The organism is Corynebacterium sp. Marseille-P3884 (assembly GCF_017942225.1).
In the GTDB taxonomy this organism is placed as follows: Bacteria; Actinomycetota; Actinomycetes; order Mycobacteriales; family Mycobacteriaceae; genus Corynebacterium.
Window position 1 is genome coordinate 1 of the sequence record NZ_JAGKSD010000008.1, and the last position, 18,924, is coordinate 18,924.

Annotated in this window: 14 protein-coding genes; 11 read left to right on the forward strand and 3 right to left on the reverse strand. The window is 63.2% G+C overall.

Translation table 11 applies throughout. The features are described 5' to 3' along the window. The coding region (locus J5Y21_RS06270) for a PucR family transcriptional regulator ligand-binding domain-containing protein (protein ID WP_210573752.1) at window positions 1–593 on the reverse strand (593 nt) is incomplete at its 3' end. 138 nt (window positions 594–731) lie between these two features. On the opposite strand from J5Y21_RS06270, the gene gabT reads away from it, so the two are divergent. Further along, window positions 732–2,060, forward strand: a complete 1,329-nt coding sequence (gene gabT, locus J5Y21_RS06275) for a 4-aminobutyrate--2-oxoglutarate transaminase (protein ID WP_210573753.1) — start codon at window positions 732–734, stop codon at window positions 2,058–2,060. A gap of 4 nt (window positions 2,061–2,064) precedes the next feature. Here the strand turns inward: gabT and J5Y21_RS06280 are convergent, their stop codons facing one another. Continuing rightward, window positions 2,065–2,763: a TetR/AcrR family transcriptional regulator gene (locus J5Y21_RS06280; protein ID WP_246875017.1), complete on the reverse strand. Its 699-nt coding sequence runs from the start codon at window positions 2,761–2,763 to the stop codon at window positions 2,065–2,067. A 122-nt stretch (window positions 2,764–2,885) separates the two neighbouring features. On the opposite strand from J5Y21_RS06280, the gene J5Y21_RS06285 reads away from it, so the two are divergent. From J5Y21_RS06285 to J5Y21_RS06330, 10 genes are all read left to right on the forward strand, one after another. Then, the gene (locus J5Y21_RS06285) at window positions 2,886–4,382 is read left to right on the forward strand and encodes an NAD(P)/FAD-dependent oxidoreductase (RefSeq protein WP_210573754.1); all 1,497 of its coding nucleotides are present in this window, start codon (window positions 2,886–2,888) and stop codon (window positions 4,380–4,382) included. Window positions 4,383–4,393: 11 nt separating this feature from the next. Further along, on the forward strand, window positions 4,394–5,335 hold the full coding sequence (locus tag J5Y21_RS06290; RefSeq protein WP_210573756.1) for a universal stress protein: 942 nt from the start codon (window positions 4,394–4,396) through the stop codon (window positions 5,333–5,335). Beyond that, window positions 5,322–6,875, forward strand: coding sequence for an APC family permease (locus J5Y21_RS06295; protein WP_210573758.1), 1,554 nt, complete (start codon window positions 5,322–5,324; stop codon window positions 6,873–6,875). The genes J5Y21_RS06290 and J5Y21_RS06295 overlap by 14 nt, the downstream gene beginning before the upstream one ends. A 110-nt stretch (window positions 6,876–6,985) precedes the next feature. Further along, window positions 6,986–8,371: an NAD-dependent succinate-semialdehyde dehydrogenase gene (locus J5Y21_RS06300; RefSeq protein WP_246875018.1), complete on the forward strand. Its 1,386-nt coding sequence runs from the start codon at window positions 6,986–6,988 to the stop codon at window positions 8,369–8,371. Window positions 8,372–8,530: 159 nt separating this feature from the next. Continuing rightward, window positions 8,531–9,010: a GNAT family N-acetyltransferase gene (locus J5Y21_RS06305; RefSeq protein WP_210573760.1), complete on the forward strand. Its 480-nt coding sequence runs from the start codon at window positions 8,531–8,533 to the stop codon at window positions 9,008–9,010. A 300-nt stretch (window positions 9,011–9,310) separates the two neighbouring features. Then, window positions 9,311–10,561, forward strand: a complete 1,251-nt coding sequence (locus J5Y21_RS06310) for an ABC transporter substrate-binding protein (protein ID WP_210573762.1) — start codon at window positions 9,311–9,313, stop codon at window positions 10,559–10,561. Between the two features lie 143 nt (window positions 10,562–10,704). Next, window positions 10,705–11,847, forward strand: coding sequence for a sugar ABC transporter permease (locus J5Y21_RS06315; protein ID WP_210573765.1), 1,143 nt, complete (start codon window positions 10,705–10,707; stop codon window positions 11,845–11,847). Continuing rightward, a complete protein-coding gene (locus tag J5Y21_RS06320) occupies window positions 11,844–12,677 on the forward strand; it encodes a carbohydrate ABC transporter permease (RefSeq protein ID WP_210573768.1) in 834 nt (277 codons plus the stop codon). Before J5Y21_RS06315 ends, J5Y21_RS06320 begins: the two co-directional genes overlap by 4 nt. A gap of 76 nt (window positions 12,678–12,753) precedes the next feature. Then, a complete protein-coding gene (locus J5Y21_RS06325; protein WP_210573770.1) occupies window positions 12,754–13,392 on the forward strand; it encodes a DUF305 domain-containing protein in 639 nt (212 codons plus the stop codon). 376 nt (window positions 13,393–13,768) lie between these two features. Beyond that, window positions 13,769–15,292, forward strand: a complete 1,524-nt coding sequence (locus tag J5Y21_RS06330; protein WP_210573772.1) for an ABC-F family ATP-binding cassette domain-containing protein — start codon at window positions 13,769–13,771, stop codon at window positions 15,290–15,292. A 168-nt stretch (window positions 15,293–15,460) separates the two neighbouring features. Here J5Y21_RS06330 and J5Y21_RS06335 read toward each other — a convergent pair whose 3' ends face one another. Beyond that, window positions 15,461–18,901, reverse strand: a complete 3,441-nt coding sequence (locus J5Y21_RS06335) for a pyruvate carboxylase (RefSeq protein ID WP_210573775.1) — start codon at window positions 18,899–18,901, stop codon at window positions 15,461–15,463. Between the last annotated feature and the right edge of the window lie 23 nt (window positions 18,902–18,924).

Here is an 18,924-nt window from a genome sequence, read left to right on the forward strand (position 1 = left end):
CTGTCGCCGATCAGGACATCGGCGCCCACGGCGCTGCGGGTCCGGCTGACCAGCGCATCGACGCCGCCGTTCCACGCCGCGCGGTTCAGGCCTTCGGCCGCCTCGAGGATCTCGTTGGCCGCCACCGCCTGCCGCCGGGCGTGCTCGTCGCCCACTTCCTTGGAGATCAGCGCGAAGGGGGTCTTGCGGGGCACCTCGAATAGGGGCAGCTCCGCCTGAGCGCACGCCCGCACCAGCGCGGCGGGGATGGATTCGTGGTGCAGACCGGTCCCGAAGCCGAGTGCGGCGACGCCCGCGTCGCTTAGAAGCTGCACGTATGCGGCGATGTCGCGGTCATGGCCCGGCTCGTCGACCGGACTGATACGCAGGCCCAGGGTGAGCACGATCGAGCGCGGGCGGACGAACTCGGCTGTCTCCACGATCTCGCTCGCCTGCACCGACTCGAATTTGCCGCGCTGTTTCTCCCCCACGGGGGAGAGATCGAGCGAACGGATTCCGTACAACCACCCGAGGTCGAGTAGCTCAGCCGCGGCGAGCACGTCGGGGCTGCCTGCAGTTTCATTCTTTTCCGTCGAGCGCGCGGACGATCCCATGGACACAGTGTATAAGTTGGCGCGAAAAGATGGACATGGCGTCGGTTGCCCTCAGGGTGGGAGCGGGACGGATACTACAGCCATGAAACCGCTGGCCCCGTCCGGGACAGCACGCCGAATTGGAAAGGAACCCGCACCATGCAGGATCTCGAGTACCGTCTCCCCCAGGTTCGCAGCATTAACACCGAACTGCCTGGCCCGAAGAGCGCCGCGCTGAACGAGCGCCGCGGTAAGGCCGTCGCAGCAGCAATGAGCCCGGGCCTGCCCGGCTACGTTGTCGACGCCGACGGCGGCGTGCTTGTTGACGCTGACGGCAACTCCTTCGTCGATTTCGCATCCGGCATCGCCGTGACCTCTGTCGGCGCGTCCAACAAGAGCGTTGTCGACGCTGTCTCCGAAGCCGCCGGCCACTTCACCCACACTTGCTTCATGGTCAGCCCCTACGAGAGCTACCTCCAGGTCGCGGAGCTGCTCAACGAGCTGACCCCGGGCGACTTCGAGAAGCGCACAGTCCTGCTCAACTCCGGCGCCGAGGCTGTGGAGAACGCCGTGAAGATCGCGCGTTCCTACACCCACAAGACCGGCGTGGCAGTCTTCGATTACGCCTACCACGGCCGCACCAACCTCACCATGGCCATGACCGCGAAGAACAAGCCGTACAAGTCCTCCTTCGGCCCGTTCGCCAGCGAAGTGCACCGCGCACCGATGTCCTACCCGCTCCGCGACGGCCTGAAGGGCGACGAGGCCGCCGAGCGCACGATCCGCTTCCTCGAGCAGAATGTCGGCGCCGAGAACCTCGCGTGCGTGGTCATCGAGCCGATCCAGGGCGAGGGCGGCTTCATCGAGCCGGCTGAGGGCTTCCTCCCGGCCGTCGTCGACTGGTGCCGCGAGAATAACGTCGTGTTCATCGCCGACGAGATCCAGGCCGGCTTCTGCCGTTCCGGCGAGTGGTTCTCCTCCAGCTTCGAGGGCATCGAGCCGGATCTCATCACCACCGCGAAGGGCATCGCCGGCGGCATGCCGCTGTCCGCTGTGACTGGCCGCGCCGAGATCATGGACGCGCCGATGGCCGGCGGCCTGGGCGGCACCTACGGCGGCAACCCAGTGGCCTGCGCCGCTGCCATCGCCGCCATCGAGGAAATGAAGGAACACAACCTCGCTCTCCGCGCCAAGGAGATCGCGAACGTGATCCACGAGGAGCTCGACCCGCTGACCGAGCTCGACGAGATCGCCGAGATCCGCGGCCGCGGCGCCATGATCGCCGTCGAGCTGGTGACCAAGGACGGCAAGCCGAATCCCGAGCTGACCGCCAAGGTCGCCGCCGAGTGCAAGGCCGCCGGCGTGCTCATCCTCACCTGCGGCCTCGACGGCAACGTCGTCCGCCTTCTGCCGTCCCTGGTGATCCCGGAGGAGCTGCTGCGCGACGGCCTGCGCGTCATGGCGGAGGCTGTGCGCAACAACATCTAAAGATTCAGGCTGAGCTGGATGGGCCTAGCATTCCGTCCAGCAAGCTTTCAAGGCCGTCCCGGAAGGGCTGGTCGGCATAAGGGTTAGCGTCGCGCTGACCCTTTTTTACTGTCGGAGTGCCGCCGGCTGCGCTGGCACGCATCGCTTCGGCGGCGCGGCCGAGCGCGGAGTGCTCGTCAGCGATCGCGGCGGGATCGAACAGATCCGCCGGAGCATTGACATCCCAGGCGGAGCCGTAAATGAACGATTCCATCGCGATGATCCGGCCCATGACCTGCTCCGGCGGGCAGCCGGCGGCCTCCATCGCGCGTGCGACCACCTCGTACATCTCCTGCGTGCGCGGCGAGTCCCCGATGGGCTGTGCAGCGATCAGCGGAATCAACGGAGTGTGGCTGGCGAAGACGTCGCGGTAGGACATCGCCCACAGCTCCAGGGCGCGGCGGTATCCCGCCCCGGCTTCGAGGGCCTGCTCTAAAGGTGCGACGTCGACAAGCTGCATGACGGCGTCTTGCAGCAAGTAGAAGAGTTCGTCCTTGCCCGAAATGTGGTTGTAGAGCGCGCTCGGCGCAACTCCAATGCGGCGAGCGAGCGCGGCCATCGTGAGTGCGGTGTAACCCTTTTCGGAGGCGATGTCGAGGGCCGCGTCGCCGATTTTCTGCCGGCTGACCAGGGATTCTGTGGGACGACCGCGCTCATTAGCCATGTGACACTTCCTTCATCTCGCAATCGACTGTACCCTGGATCACACCATTTAATGAATGGCGTTCATTACCCGCGACGGTCGGCGCTGCCGACCTCACGTACCTCATGTACAGGAGTAAAAGCATGACTTCTAGCGCACCCAAGACCGAGATCGAACGCGATGTTGTCGTCGTCGGCGCTGGCCCCGCCGGCCTCATGGCCGCCCGCACCCTGAAGAAGGCCGGAAAGTCCGTCGCAGTCCTCGAAGCCCGCGAGCGCGTCGGCGGCCGCACCTGGAACGGCCGCGTGCGCGACGACAACGGCGTGGACCACTTCGTCGAGCTCGGCGGTCAGTGGATCTCCCCCGACCAGACCCGCCTCATCGAGCTTGTCGACGAGCTGGGCCTGTCCACCTTCCAGCGTTACCGCGAAGGCAAGTCCATCTACCTCTCCCCCAACGGTGAGCGCCACGAGTACGAGGGCCCGGTCTTTCCGGCTGCTGACAGCACTCAGGCCGAGATGGACAAACTGATCAAGATTCTCGACGATTTGGCAGCCGAGATCGGCGCCAAGGAGCCGTGGGCACACCCGAAGGCCGCGGAGCTCGACTCCATCTCCTTCCGTCACTGGCTCGAGCAGCAGTCCGACGACGAAGAGGCGATCGACAACATCTCCATCTACGTCGCTTCCGGCATGCTGACCAAGCCGTCCTTCACGTTCTCCGCCCTGCAGGCCGTGCTGATGGCCGCCTCCGCCGGCTCCTTCTCCAATCTCGTGGATGAGGACTTCATCCTCGACCGCCGTGTCGAAGGCGGCATGATGTCCGTCTCCGAGACCCTGGCCGCAGAGCTCGGCGACGATGTCTTCTTGGGCACCCCGGTCCGTGAGATCCAGTGGGCCCAGCCTGACCCGTCCACCGAAGACAGCCTGAACAACGTCAAGCCGGACGTGCGCAACGGCATCCCGAACAACGGCGAGCCGGGTGAGGTCACCGTCGTCTCCGAGCAGGTGACCGTCCGCGCCAAGAACGTCGTCATCGCTGTTCCGCCGAACCTGTACAACCGCATTTCCTACGTCCCGCCGATGCCGCGCGACCTGCATATCGCTCACCAGCACATCTCCATGGGCCTGGTCATCAAGGTGCACGCCATCTACGAGACGCCGTTCTGGCGCGACAAGGGTCTGTCCGGCACCGGCTTCGGCGGCGGCCGTCTGGTCCAGGAGGTCTACGACAACACCAACCGCGGCCAGAACATCGCTGGTGGCACCGCTGGCGAGGAGGACACCTACGGCACGCTCGTGGGCTTCGTCTCCGATGTCTACGCCGAGGAGATGTGGCACTTGCCGGAGGAAGAGCGCAAGCAGCGCATTTTGTCCGCCATGGCCGAGTACCTGGGGCCGGAGACCATGGAGCCGATCGCGTTCTACCTCTCCGACATGGCTGCTGAGGAGTGGACCCGTGGTGCCTACGCCACCAGCTACGACCTGGGCGGCCTGTCCCGCTGGGGCCACCTGCAGAACCAGCCGGTCGGACCGATCCACTTCGCATGCTCCGATATCGCCGACGAGGGTTACCAGCACGTCGATGGCGCTATCCGCCAGGGCGAGCGCGCTGCGAACGCCATCCTCGATAACGGATAGGAATAGGTGATATGACACAGCCGTCACCACAACCCACTGACCAGGGACCGGCGAAGATCCTGGTCGGATACCTCGCCACTCCGTCCGGCAGCGATGCCTTGAACCTCGGCATCGGCCTGGCGCGGAGTTGGAATGCCGACCTCGAAATCGCGATGGTCGTCCCCCACTCCGAGGCACATTCCGGCACGTACCCACACACACGGGCGCATGAGACGGTGATCAGCCGCAAGCTGAGCACATGGCTGGAAGACGCGCTCGCGAAAGTTCCCGACGAGATCAACGCCACCGGCCGGGTCGTGTCGGGAAGCGACGCTGCGCGCTCGCTCCACCGCACTGCGAAGGAGCTGGACTGCGACCTGATCATTCTGGGGACCCGCGGTGGCGGACTGCTCCGTCGGTTCAGCATCGGGTCGTCGGCGAACACGCTGCTGCATTCGTCGTCGATCCCCGTCGCACTGGCACCGCCGCGCTACGAGGCTCCGGAGCGCATCAGCCGCATCTCCTGCATGTTCGGCACGCTCTCCGGATCGCACGAGCTGATCGACACAGCGATCCAGACAGCGAAGAAGTCCGGCAGCGAGCTCCGCCTCATCTCCTTCCTCACCCAGGAAGACGCAGGCGCGCTCAACCAGGAAGTCAGCCACAAGGTGCTGGAAAACGTCGAGGCGAACGCGAACCGCTACCTCGCGGAACAAGCAAAGCAGCTTGTCGACGCCGGGTCTGCCTCCACCGAAATCGTCACCGGAAAGACGGTCGCTGAGGCAGCCACCGAACTGGAGTGGAACGACGACGAAATCCTGCTCGCCGGGTCGTCGCGCCTGGCCACTGCAGGCCGAGTGTTCATGGGCCCGCGCGCTGCGAAGGTGCTTCGCACCCTGCCGATTCCGCTCGTGATCACTCCCGCACTGGAAAAGAAGGACGAGTCCGATAAGGCGGGTGATGAGCATGCGTAAGAAGGCAGAGAACCTGGCACACCAGCCGTCGCAAAGCGAAAAGGGCCTCATCGCAGGACGCGTCGGCCTCATCGGCGCCGTCGTGATCGGCGTGAGCTGTATCGCTCCCTCGTACACGCTGACATCCGGTCTCGGCCCGACGATCTCTGAAGTCGGCGACCACGTCCCCGCCATCCTGCTGCTGGGTTTCTTCCCCATGCTGCTCGTCGCGTTCGCCTACCGCGAGCTGAATAACCGAGTCCCCGACTCGGGCACCTCGTTCACGTGGGCGACGAAAGCATTCGGCCCCTGGGTCGGCTGGATGGGCGGATGGGGACTGATCACCGCGACGATCCTGGTGCTGTCGAATCTCGCAGCTGTGGCCGTGGACTTCTTCTATATTCTGCTCGCCCAGCTCACCGGCAATGACGCGATCGCGGATCTCACTCGCAACCTGTGGGTGAATATCCCGACGACGATCGCGCTGCTCGCAGTCGCCGCATACATCTCGTACCGCGGGCTCGAGTCCACGGAGAAACTCCAGTACTTCCTGGTCGCCTTGCAGCTGTTCACCCTCGTGCTCTTCGGCGGAATGGCGCTCTGGAACGCGTACCACGGCAAAGGCTTCGATTTTCACCCGGTTGAGGCGGATTGGTTCAATCCGCTGACCATCGGTGACTTCTCGACAGTCGCAGCTGGCATCTCCCTGTCGATCTTCATGTTCTGGGGCTGGGACGTCACCCTGACCATGAACGAGGAGACGAAGGATCCGGAGAAAACTCCGGGCCGCGCGGCCACGCTCACCGTGCTCGTGGTCATCACCGTCTATGTCCTCACCGCTGTCGCGGTCGTGGCGTGGGCAGGCACCGGCGACACCGGCTTGGGCGCCGGCAACCCGGAGAACCAAGAATCGATCTTCGCCGCACTGGCGAGCCCGGTCATGGGACCGTGGGCGATTCTGATGTCGATTTCGGTGCTGGCGAGTTCATTCGCCTCCCTGCAGTCGACGATGGTCGGTCCTGCCCGCACCCTGCTGGCGATGGGCTTCTACAAGGCGCTGCCGCCGATTTTCGCGCAGATTAGCCCGAAATTTCACACCCCGGCAGTGGCTACTGCTGCCTCCGCTATCGCGGCGGGCGGGTTCTACACCGTGACCCGAATCGCGTCGGAAAATGCACTGTGGGACACGATCACTGCCTTGGGTCTGATGATCTGCTTTTACTACGGCATCACCGCGTTTGCCTGTGTGTGGTTCTTCCGCAAGGAGATCACGGATTCGGTGCGCGGCTTCATCTTCCGCTTCTTGCTGCCGTTGATCGGCGGCACGATGCTTCTGGCGATGTTCTTCGTCACCGCATTCGACTCGATCGATCCGTCCTACGGCTCCGGCTCCTCGATCTTTGGCGTGGGAACCGTGTTCGTGCTCGGTATGGGCATCCTCCTGCTTGGCGCCGTGCTCATGCTGTTCACACGCCTGCGGCACCCGGCGTTCTTCCGCAACGAGACCCTGCCGCGGACCACGGCTGAAGACGATGATCAAGGCGAGATGTTGACCATCTAGGCAGCGCACAAGGCACATCTGATTCACAGGGCGCCTCCCTACACTGGGCCGCACAAAAGAACACAGAAAACGAACACAGACAACGAAAGCTCTACGAATTAAGGAGAAACATGGCTGAGAAAGATATGTCCTACCGGGTAGAAAACCCGGCCACCGGCGAGGTCATCACGACCTTCCCCACCGCTACCGACGATGAGATCCAGGAGGTTCTCGCCGCCTCGGAAAAGGGCTTTAAAGAATGGTCCGCCCTCGACATTGCTGAGCGTAAGAAGTACGTGCTGCGCATCGCCGAGCTTTTCGACGAGCGCCAGGACGAGCTCGTGGAGATCATCGGCCGCGAAATGGGCAAGTCGCGCCCCCACGCCATTGACGAGGTGGAGCTGTCCGCCAATATCTTCCGCTACTACGCGAATAACGGCGAAGAGTTCGCCGCTGACCGGAAGATCGAGAGCTTCAACGGCGGCACTGCTGTGATCCGTCACCTCCCCCTCGGTGCCCTGGTGGGCATCATGCCGTGGAACTTCCCCTACTACCAGGTCGCACGTTTCGCCGCGCCGAACCTGATGAACGGAAACTCCATCATTCTCAAGCACGCTGAGATTTGTCCGGAGTCCTCCGCCGCGATCCAGAAGATCGTCGAGGATGCTGGTGTCCCCGCGGGCGTGTACCAGAACGTGTACGCCTCCCACGATCAGATCACCACGATGATCGAGGATCCTCGCGTTCAGGGCGTCTCTCTGACCGGTTCCGAGCGCGCCGGCGCCGCTGTCGGCGCGACGGCAGGCAAGAACCTGAAGAAGGCAGTCTTGGAGCTCGGCGGCAACGACCCCTACGTGCTGCTGGACACCGACGACGTGAAGGCCGCCGCTGAGCTGGCATGGGAGACCCGCATCTACAACATGGGCCAGGTCTGCAACGGCAATAAGCGCATGATCGTCATGGATGACATCTACGACGAGTTCGTCGACGAGCTGGTCAAGCTCGCCGAGCAAGCGAAGCCCGGCACGCCTGAGGAAGCGGGCGAGAACGGCATCTACTCCCCGCTGTCTTCCCGCGACGCTGCCGAGCGTCTCGACAAGCAGGTCTCCCGCGCTGTCAAGGAAGGTGCAACGCTTCGCGCCGGTGGCGGCCTCGGTGACAACGCCTACTATGCCCCGGCCGTGATCACCGACTTGGGCAAGGACAACTCGGTGTACAGCGAGGAGCTCTTCGGCCCGATCGCCCTCGTCTTCAAGGTTTCCTCCGACGAGGAAGCTCTCGAGCTGGCCAACGACACCCAGTACGGCCTCGGCGGCGCCGTCTTCTCCCAGGACACGGAGCGCGCACGCGCAATCGCCCGCCAGATCAACTCCGGCATGGCGAACGTGAATACCCCCGCAGGAGAGGGCGAAGAGATTCCGTTCGGTGGCGTGAAGCGCTCCGGCTTCGGTCGCGAGCTCGGACCGCTGGGCATGGACGAATTCGTCAACAAGCAGCTGTACTTCGAAGAGGACTAATTAGCCCGCCCTCATCACCACTGCCACTGCCCCTTCGTCTCTGCCGCTGTCGCTGTCGCGGAAACCGGAGACGAAGGGGCAGTTTTCGATGTCATTACAGATAATTAGAGTCCCATAAGTGGCGTCTATTAGTCGTGCGTTTCGTTACAATTGGTGTTTATGGAATTCAGACTCAAGCCCGCCACCGAATCGGACCGCACCTACATCCGTCGTCTGTACTACTTGGCAGATGTGTTCGGGGACGAGTCCAAGCGACTCAGCAGCGGCCAGGAGAAGGTCAAGGCCTTTGTCGACGATTGGTCGCCCGAGGATGACGGAGGCTGGATCGCCCACGACCAGGACCAGACCCCGGCCGGCGGCATCTGGCTGCGCTACTGGGAAAATGGCGACAAGACCAGCGCGGCCAACCTCGGCCCGGAGGTGCCGGAGCTGATCCTCGCTGTGGAGGAGCGCTCCCACGGCTACGGCCTCAGTGCCGTGCTGCTGCACTCCGTGTGCGAGCTCGCCATCGACCAGGGCGCAAAGCACATTGCGCTCGAGGTCATGCCTGAAAACAAGCGTGCACGCTACGTGTACGACAAGTTCGGCTTCATCCCCACCAAGGAGAACCCGAACGTGATGTACCGCGACTTGGTCTAAGTTCTCACCATCACCGATATTTCGCCGTGCGCCCGCTTTCGGGCCGCGGCGGTTTTCGTATTGCACGCGTTGCACGCAGCTGGCCCTTCCCCCTAACCGCGGGGTGCGCGACGGGGAGAAATACACGTTCTGCGTGTGACGGCTGCGACCAAACGGGCCTTATCCGGAGCGAAACCCCCCGGGTCGGGGGTGACGGGTGATGCATTTCTGCAGGATTGTTCACTGAAAGTTCACTGAATCCCGGTTTCAAGGCACGCGTTATTTAAGATTGGGGAAACCTCCTATCTGAAAGGTCTACGCATGAAACTTCACGCAACCCGTCGTCGGACTGGCGCAGCGCTGTGCGCAATCGCACTGTCCGCTACTACTCTCGCAGCATGCTCCAGCGATTCCTCCGGCTCCAACGGCGGCTCGGAAGGCGCCGGCGAGCGCGGCCCCATCACCTTCGCCATGGGCCGCAATGACACGGACAAGCTGACCCCGATCATCGATGCGTGGAATGCGGAGCACCCGGACGAGCAGGTGACTCTGAAGGAGCTCGCCGGTGAGGCCGACGATCAGCGCGACACCCTCGTGCAGTCGCTTCAGGCAGGCAACTCCGACTACGACGTGATGGCGCTCGATGTCGTGTGGACCGCTGACTTCGCGGCAAACCAGTGGCTCGAGCCGCTCGAGGGCGACTTCGAGGTGGATACCTCCAAGCTCCTGCAGTCCACCGTCGAATCCGCGACCTACAACGACACCCTCTACGCGCTGCCACAGAACACCAACGGCCAGCTGCTCTTCCGCAACGTGGACAAGGTCGACTCCAAGCCGGACACCTTCGCCGACATCAAGTCCGCCTGCGAGGCCGTCGAGGGCGACTGCCTGACCACCCAGCTGAAGCAGTACGAGGGCCTCACCGTGAACGCTCTCGGCTTCATCAACGGCTGGGGCGGAACCGTGATCGACGACAACGGTGAGCCGACCGTCGAGTCCGACGAGGCCAAGGCTGGCCTGCAGGCACTGGTCGACGCGTACAAGGACGGCACCATCGCCAAGGGCTCCACCGCCGCCACCGAGGAGGAGACCAACCTGGCCTTCACCGAGGGCCAGACCGCCCTCGCCATCAACTGGCCGTACATGTTCGCCAACGCGCAGGAGAAGGGCCTGAACTTCGAAGTCCAGCCGCTCGTCGGTGAGTCCGGAGTCGGCGTGTCCACGCTCGGCGGCTACAACAACGGCATCAACGTGAACTCCAAGCACAAGGCGACCGCCAAGGACTTCATCGAGTTCATCATCAGCGAGGAGAACCAGCTCTCCTTCGCCAAGGCATCCTTCCCGCCGGTGCTCGCGTCCATCTACGACAACGAGGAGCTGATCAAGGAGCAGCCGTACCTGCCGGCGCTCAAGGAATCCCTCGAGAACGCGAAGCCGCGTCCGGTTTCCCCGTTCTACCCGGCGATCTCCAAGGCTATCCAGGACAACGCCTATGCGGCACTGACCGCCGATAAGAGCGTCGACGACGCCACCAAGGATATGTCCGCCGCGATCAAGCAAGCCGCCCAGTAAAACGGCGGGCGCAACAGTTTAAAATCAGTCTGCAGATTCGGTCCAGCTTTAACGGACCGAAGCTGCAGGCTGAAGTTCATTTCAGGGCCTGCACCATGCGCGAAGCGCGCATCTTTGCGCGCGCTGGTTGTTAAGGAGAGTTCATGAGTACCGTCGTCAAGCGGCGCGGAGCTGCGGAAAACGCGGAACCCGCTGAAAAGAACACGCGCTCCCGCAGCGATGCGGGCAAAGCGTGGGGCCTGGTCACCCCGGCGCTGATCGTCCTGGCCGTGGTCATCGGCTACCCGATCCTGCGCGCCATCTGGCTGTCGTTCCAAGCCAACCGCCATCTCGACCCGTCCACCGGCGTCTTCGTCGACGGCGGCTTCGCGGGGCTGGACAACTACCTGTACTGGATTCAGAACCGGTGCATGAGCCCGTCGGGGACCGTCGGTGAATGCCCACCCGGCGTGCTGGCCACGGACTTCTGGCCGGCGCTGGGCATCACGCTGTTCTTCACTGTGGTGACCGTGGCGCTGGAGGCTGTGCTGGGCATGATCATGGCGCTGATCATGAACCACCCGTCGCGCGTGCGCGCGCTGATCCGCGCGGCCGTGCTCATCCCGTGGGCGATTCCGACTGCGGTGACAGCGAAGCTCTGGCAGTTCATGTTCGCGCCCAACGGGATCGTGAACTCGCTGCTCGGCCAGTCCATCGCGTGGACGACGGACCCGTGGGCGGCGCGTATCGCGGTGATCATCGCGGATGTGTGGAAGACGACGCCGTTCGTGGCACTGCTCATCCTCGCTGGCCTGCAGATGATCCCGAAGGATGTCTACGAAGCCGCGCGTGTCGACGGCGCGTCGGCGTGGCAGACCTTCACCCGCATCACGCTGCCGCTGGTGCGCCCGACGCTGATGGTCGCGATCCTCTTCCGCACCCTCGACGCGCTGCGCATGTACGACCTGCCCGTGATCATGATCTCCGGGTCCTCGAACTCCCCTACCGCCACGATCTCCCAGCTGGTGGTCGAGGACATGCGTCAGAACAACTTCAACTCCGCCTCCGCGCTGTCCACGTTGATCTTCCTTCTCATCTTCACTGTCGCTTTCCTCATGGTGCGCTTCGGCGGTGCTGATGTCGGCGGCGATCAGACCCGCGCTCGGCGGGAGAAACGCGAAGCGAAACGGCAAGCAAAACGGGAAGCGAAAAAGCAGCGGGGTGTGAACTCCACTGACGATGATTCTGCGGCAGCCGGTGTTGATTCGGCTGCGGCTGCGGCGACGAGCACGGAGGCAACGCGATGAAGAAGAATTTCGGCAATATCGGCCACAAGATCGGCGTGGCCTTCATTCTCGTGTGGGGTCTCGCCCCGTTCTACTGGATGCTGATCACCGCCCTGCGCGACAAGAAGCACACCTTCGACACCACTCCGTGGCCGACGCACGTCACGCTTGAGAATTTCCGCGACGCGCTCGCGACCGACAAGGGCAACGACTTCCTCGGCGCGATCATGAACTCGCTGATCATCTCATTGATCACCACCGCGCTCGCCGTTGTCGTCGGTGTGTTCACCGGCTACGCGCTGGCGCGCCTGAACTTCCGCGGCAAGGGCATCGTCACCGGCATCATTCTCGCCGCGTCGATGTTCCCGGGCATCGCGCTGGTCACTCCGCTGTTCCAGCTCTTCGGAGACATCGGGTGGATCGGCACCTACCGCGCCATGATCATCCCGAATATCTCGTTCGCGCTGCCACTGACGGTGTACACGCTCATCTCGTTCTTCCGCCAGTTGCCGTGGGAGCTCGAGGAAGCAGCGCGTGTCGACGGCGCCACCCGCGGCCAGGCCTTCCGCCTCGTGCTGCTGCCCCTGGCGGTGCCCGGCATCTTCACCACGGCGATCATCGCGTTCATCGCCACGTGGAATGAGTTCATGCTCGCCCGCCAGCTGTCCACCAACGCCACCGAGCCGGTCACCGTGGCGATCGCCCGCTTCTCCGGTCCGAACGCTTTCGAATACCCGTATGCGGCGATCATGGCCGCCGGCTCCCTGGTCACCATCCCGCTGATCCTCATGGTGCTGGCTTTCCAGCGCCGCATCGTCTCCGGTCTGACCGCCGGCGGCGTGAAGGGATAAGTGGCCTGCCCCACTTTTGTGGCGTTGACCTGGGACTGACAGCTAGGCTTACCCTAAACACTGAAAGGGAATGCCAATGGCAGACAGAGAACTCAATAATGGACTTGATGTCCGTGCCACTGAATCCGAGGAGCTGACGCGACCGAACCGCAAGCCGTGGATCATCGCCCTCGCCGTCATCGCCGCGCTCGTGTTGCTCATCACCGCACTCAGCCCGACGATTCGCGGGGCCTTCAGTGGCGGCGGGGACGAGGCGGAAGGGACGCACAACGAGGTGGACGTCCACTTCCTCGGCATGATGGTCCCCCACCACCAGCAGGCCATCGACATGTCCGATGTGCTGCTTGAATCCGATGTCGACGACGACGAGGTCCGCGATTTGGCTCAGCGCATCAAGGACGGCCAGGAGCGCGAGAACGAGCAGATGCGCGCCTGGGCCGACGAGTGGGGCATCCAAGACGACATGGAGATGCACTCCACACACATCGCGAACGGCATGTTCCAGCCGGAGGAGCTCGAAGAATTCGCCTCGCTGGAGGGAGACGAGTTGCGCACCACCTTCCTGGAGATGATGCACTACCACCACGAGCACGTCATCCCCATGACGCAGGACCAAATCGACAACGGCGGCTACGCCCCGCTGCGCGACATGGCGCAGGAGATGGTCGACGTCCAGACAGCGGAGATGAAGGAGATGGAAGAGCTGCTCAAGTAGAGTTCGCTCCTCTTCCCCTTCCCCCCAAGTCGGCTCCCCGGAGAGGCGAAATAGTTCCCGGCTTCAAGGCTCACCCGTGAACTATTTTGCAGGCCCGCCCGCTACGGGCGTTGAGTCCCACTCCTGACATATTTCACAAAATTTGTCAGGGTCGATTTCTAACCAGGCACGATGCCGGTCGCTGACAGATTCCGCTGCAATCTGTCAACCGCGATCCACCTTCAACCATCACCTATCCCGACTTTCAGCAGCGCAAACCCCTTGACCCCCGACGGACACTGTCATAGTCTCGACGAGGAACTGTCCCCGTAGGAAGGAATAGGCCGTGCTCAAATTCCGTGTTTCCGCCTAACACGAAACAGAAAGTTGAATGAGCATGCCTATTTCCCTGAATAACGTCTCCCTCGAGTGGCCTAACGGAACCCTCTGCTTCTCGGACTTAAATGCCATATTTTCAAGTCACCTGACCGGCCTGATCGGCGATAACGGTTCCGGAAAAACGAGTCTGATCAGGGTCATCCTCGGCGAGCTACAACCGAGCACTGGTTCGGTCGAACGCCCGTCGAAAATCGCTTACCTGCCTCAGGATCTTGGACTGCAACCGGACACTACGGTTTCAGACGTCTTTGGGATCACCGGAATCATCGAGGCAATCAACGCCATCGAAGGTGGCCAGTTCAATCCCGAGTTGTTCGAGCTCATCGGTGACCGGTGGGATGCTGCCGAAGAGACTCGGGCTGTGTTGTCAGCTCATGGCCTCGAGCTCAACCTGGATAGGCCGCTATTTACCCTGTCCGGTGGAGAGGCTGTTCGTGTTGCACTAGCTGCGCTCATGGCTGACAACCCCGATTTCATTGTCATGGACGAGCCCACGAACAACCTCGATGTGGAAGCGAAAGCCCAGCTGATCCGCTCTCTTTCCAAATCGACTGTTCCTGCGATTGTGGTGAGCCACGATCGCGACTTGTTGGATTCCGTGGACGAGATTGCAGAACTTCACGACGGGAAGCTACGACTTTTCCCCGGTAACTACTCCGCCTACCGTGAAGCTCTGGCCAATGAACAGGATGCAGCGATGCGGGAGGTGCGGGAAAAGAAGACGATTCACAGTAGGCAGGTTCGAGAGCGTGAGGCGATGCAAACACGCATTGCTCGGGACGCTCGTCGCGGAAGGAAGTTCGCTGCTAACAATCGTAAACCTGGCATGGCGATGGGGCTGGACAAGGATCGGTCTGAGAAGACTGCTGCTCGGCGTGGTGCGGCTCATGCCGAGTCTGTGGAGTCGTCTCTCGCTGAGTATCGTCACGCGCAAGACAAGGTCCGCGACGATCAACAAGTGTACATTGAGCTTCCCGGTACGGCGCTTCCGAACGGAACCCGCGTTGTGGAAATCCCAGAACTCACTGTTGTAGGCCCCGAGCGTGTCCGGATCACTGGACCGAACGGCAGCGGAAAGACGACCCTGCTCAATTCTGTTGCAGACGGAGGCGCGGGGTACGTGATTGGGAATGTGGGGTACCTCCGGCAGCGCATTGTTCTTGACCGCAACCGGTCAGTTTTGGAGTTGGTCTCGGAGGCCAACGCGTCTGCTGATCCGCAGTATATTCGGGACCAACTCGCGCAATTGTTGTTTCAGAATGAGACTGTGCACGCGCCTATCGGAACGCTTTCGGGTGGTGAGCGTTTCCGCGTTGAGTTTGCCCGTGTTCTTCTTTCGTCGCCTGCTCCGCAGCTTTTGCTTCTCGACGAGCCCACCAACAACATCGATATCTCAACCGTGAACTGGCTTGTCTCCGCTCTTGAGAGTTATGCAGGTGCGCTTCTTCTCGTCAGCCACGACGAAGACTTCTGTGAGCGTATGAACCTTGACAGGGAAGTTTCCATCGATGATTTGACCTGATGTTATGGGCCTCTTCCCGAAAATAGTTCCCGACCAGGGAACTATTTGGGGTATTCGACCCCTTCTCGCCGACATTCCCCCCCTACACAGCACAAAGCCGCTAGGTTCCGCCCCAGTAGTTGGGACGGCGCCTAGCGGCTTTTTCTGTGCGCTACGCTGCCATGGCCCTTAGCGGATCACGGCGACGAGGTCGCCGCCTTCGACCTTGGTGGCCTGGGTGAAGGCGATGTGCTCGACCACGCCGTCCTTCGGAGCGGAGATGGAGGCTTCCATCTTCATTGCCTCGATGGACGCGACTTGGTCGCCGGCGGAGACGGTATCGCCTTCCTTCACGGTCACGGTGACCACACCGGCGAACGGTGCGGCGACGTGGTTCGGGTTGGACGCGTCAGCCTTCTCCACCTCGGCGACGGAGGACTCGGCGTTCTCGTCGCGCACCATGACCGGGCGGATCTGGCCGTTGACGTTGATGATCACGCGGCGCATGCCCTTTTCGTCCGGCTCGCCCACGGCGTCGAGGCGGACCACCAGCGGGGTCTGCTGCTTTTCTAGGTCACCGAACCAGATCATGGTCTCCTCGCCCTCTTGGAGGCCGTAGAAGAATGTCTTGTCGCCGAGCTGGTCGGTGAAGCCATAGGTGCGGCGGTGCTCCAGGAACTCGGCGTACTGCTTCGGGAAAAGCAGCTTATCCAGTGCCGCGCGGCGGACGCGGTGGTTATCGGACTCGAGGTCCTGCGCCAGATCCTCCGGCACCTCAGTGAGCTGCGGAGTCTCCTTGCGGCCACCGAGAGCGCGGTCGCGCAGCTCCGGCCAACCGCCCGGAGGGGTGCCCAGCTCGCCGCGGAGGAAGCCGATGACGGAATCCGGAATATCGAATTTCTGCGGGTCCTTCGCGAACTCTTCCGGGTCCACGCCTGCGCCGACGAGGTGCAGCGCCAGGTCGCCAACGACCTTGGAGGACGGAGTCACCTTGGTCGGGCGTCCCAGCATCTCGTTCACCGCGGCGTAGTAATCCTCAATGAGCTCGAAGCGGTCACCCAAGCCGAGCGCCACTGCCTGGGTGCGCAGGTTGGACAGCTGGCCGCCCGGGATCTCGTGGCGGTAGACGCGGCCGGTCGGGCCCGGGATGCCGGACTCGAACGGGGCGTAGAGCTGGCGCACGCCCTCCCAGTACGGCTCGAGGTTGCTCACGGCCTCCAACGACAGGCCGGTATCGCGCTCGGTGTTGGCGAAGGCGGCGACCAGAGCAGACATGGACGGCTGCGAGGTGGTGCCAGCCAGCGGTGCGGACGCCACATCCACCACGTCGGCACCGGCATTGGCGGCGGCGAGGTAGGTGGCCAGCTGGCCGCCGGCGGTGTCGTGCGTGTGCACGTGCACCGGAAGGTCGAAGCGTTCACGGAGAGCACTGACCAGCTTCGCAGCGGCTGCCGGGCGCATCAGGCCGGCCATGTCCTTGATGGCCAGAACGTGCGCACCGGTTTCGACGATCTCTTCTGCCAGGCGCAGGTAGTAATCGAGGGTATACAGGTCCTCATTCGGGTCCATCAGGTTGCCCGAGTACGCCATGGCGACCTCGGCCACGGTGGTCTGGGTGTCCAGGACAGCGTCGATGGCGGGGCGCATCTGGGAAACGTCGTTAAGCGCGTCGAAGATGCGGAAGATGTCCACGCCGGTGGATGCTGCTTCCTTCACGAATGCTTTGGTCACGGAATCCGGGTACGGCGTGTAGCCGACGGTGTTGCGGCCGCGCAGCAGCATCTGGATATTCATGTTCGGCATCGCGTCGCGCAGCTCCTCCAGTCGCGTCCACGGCGATTCGTGGAGGAAGCGCATGGCCACGTCGTAGGTCGCGCCGCCCCACGCCTCGACGGAGGTGAGCTCCGGGGTGAGGTGGCCGACGTGCTTGGCCGCGGCAACCAGCGTGTTCGTGCGCACGCGGGTAGCCAACAGAGACTGGTGCGCATCGCGGAAGGACGTGTCGGTAACACCCAGCGCGGTCTGGCCGCGCAGCTTCTCCGCCCACTTCTGCGGGCCGAGCTCGCGCAGCTCATCGCGCGCGCCGCGCGGGGTGGACTCATAGTCGAGCTCCGGCAGCTTCTCGCTCGGACGGATATTCGTCGGGCGCGGGCCGTTCGGCTTATTCACCGTCGTCCACGCCAGGTACTCGAGGATGCGGCCAGCCTCGTCCGGGGCGGCCGGGGCCTCGAGCAGGTGCGGGTGGTCCTCGATGAAGCTGGTGGCGATGCGCTTGTTGATGAAGTCCGGCTCGCTCAAAAGCGCGCGCAAAAAGCCGATATTGGTGGACACGCCGTTGACGGAGAACTCGTTGAGCGCACGGCGGGCGCGCGCCACAGCGGTCTCGAAATCCTTGCCGCGGCAGGTCATCTTGACCAGCAGGGAGTCGAAGTTCGGGGTGATCTCGCCGCCGACGGAGATGCTGCCGTCCAGGCGCACGCCGGCGCCGCCCGGGGAACGGTAGCCGGTGATCACGCCGGAATCCGGGCGGAAGCCGTTATTCGGGTCCTCCGTGGTGATGCGGCACTGCAGCGCGGCGCCCGTCAGCGTGATCTCGTCCTGGCGCAGGCCCAGCTCCTCCAGGGACGCGCCCGCAGCAATGTGCATCTGCGACTTCACGATGTCCACGCCGGTGACCTCCTCGGTCACCGTGTGCTCGACCTGCACGCGCGGGTTCATCTCGATGAACACGTGATTGCCGTGCTCGTCCACCAAGAACTCGACGGTGCCGGCGCCCTGGTAGTTGATGTGGCGGCAGAAATTCACCGCATCCTGGCAGATCCGCTCGCGCTGCTCGTCGGTGATGTGCTGCGCGGGAGCGATCTCCACGACCTTCTGGTGGCGGCGCTGCACGGAGCAGTCGCGCTCAAAGAGGTGAATGACGTCGCCGGAGGCATCACCCAGGATCTGCACCTCGATGTGCTGCGGGTTGATCACGGCGCGCTCGAGGTACACATTCGCATCGCCGAACGCGGCTTCAGCTTCGCGGGATGCTTCCGCAGCCAGCGTGGCCAGGTTTTCTGGCTTATCGACGAAGCGCATGCCCCTTCCGCCGCCGCCCGACACAGCTTTGACGAAGACAGGGAACTCGAAATCGTCCGCCCAGGTGACCAGTTCGTCGATGTCGGTGGTGGCCTCGGAGTCCTTGAGCACCGGCAGGCCCGCCTCTTCGGCGGCGCGCACTGCGGCGGCCTTGTCGCCGGTCAAATCCAGTGTCTCGGCGGTCGGGCCGATGAAGGTGATGCCGCGCTCTGTGCAAGCCCGCGCCAGGTCGGCGCGCTCGGAGAGGAAGCCGTAGCCCGGGTAGACCGCGTCCGCCCCGGTCTTTTCCGCAGCGCGGATGATCTCATCGATGGACAGGTAGGCGCGGACTGGCTGGCCCTCGTCGCCGATCTGAACTGCCTCATCCGCAAACGGACGGTGGAAGGAGTGGCGGTCCTCGCGCGGGTACACCGCGACGGTCTTGGCGCCCGTCTCGAAGGCCGCGCGGAAAGCGCGCACCGCGATCTCGCCGCGGTTAGCGACGAGAATCTTGTTGAATGTGGGCAGGTGCGCCGCTTCGGTTCCGGCCGTGTGGTCAGGACCAGTCATGGATTTCTCCCCTGAATCAAATA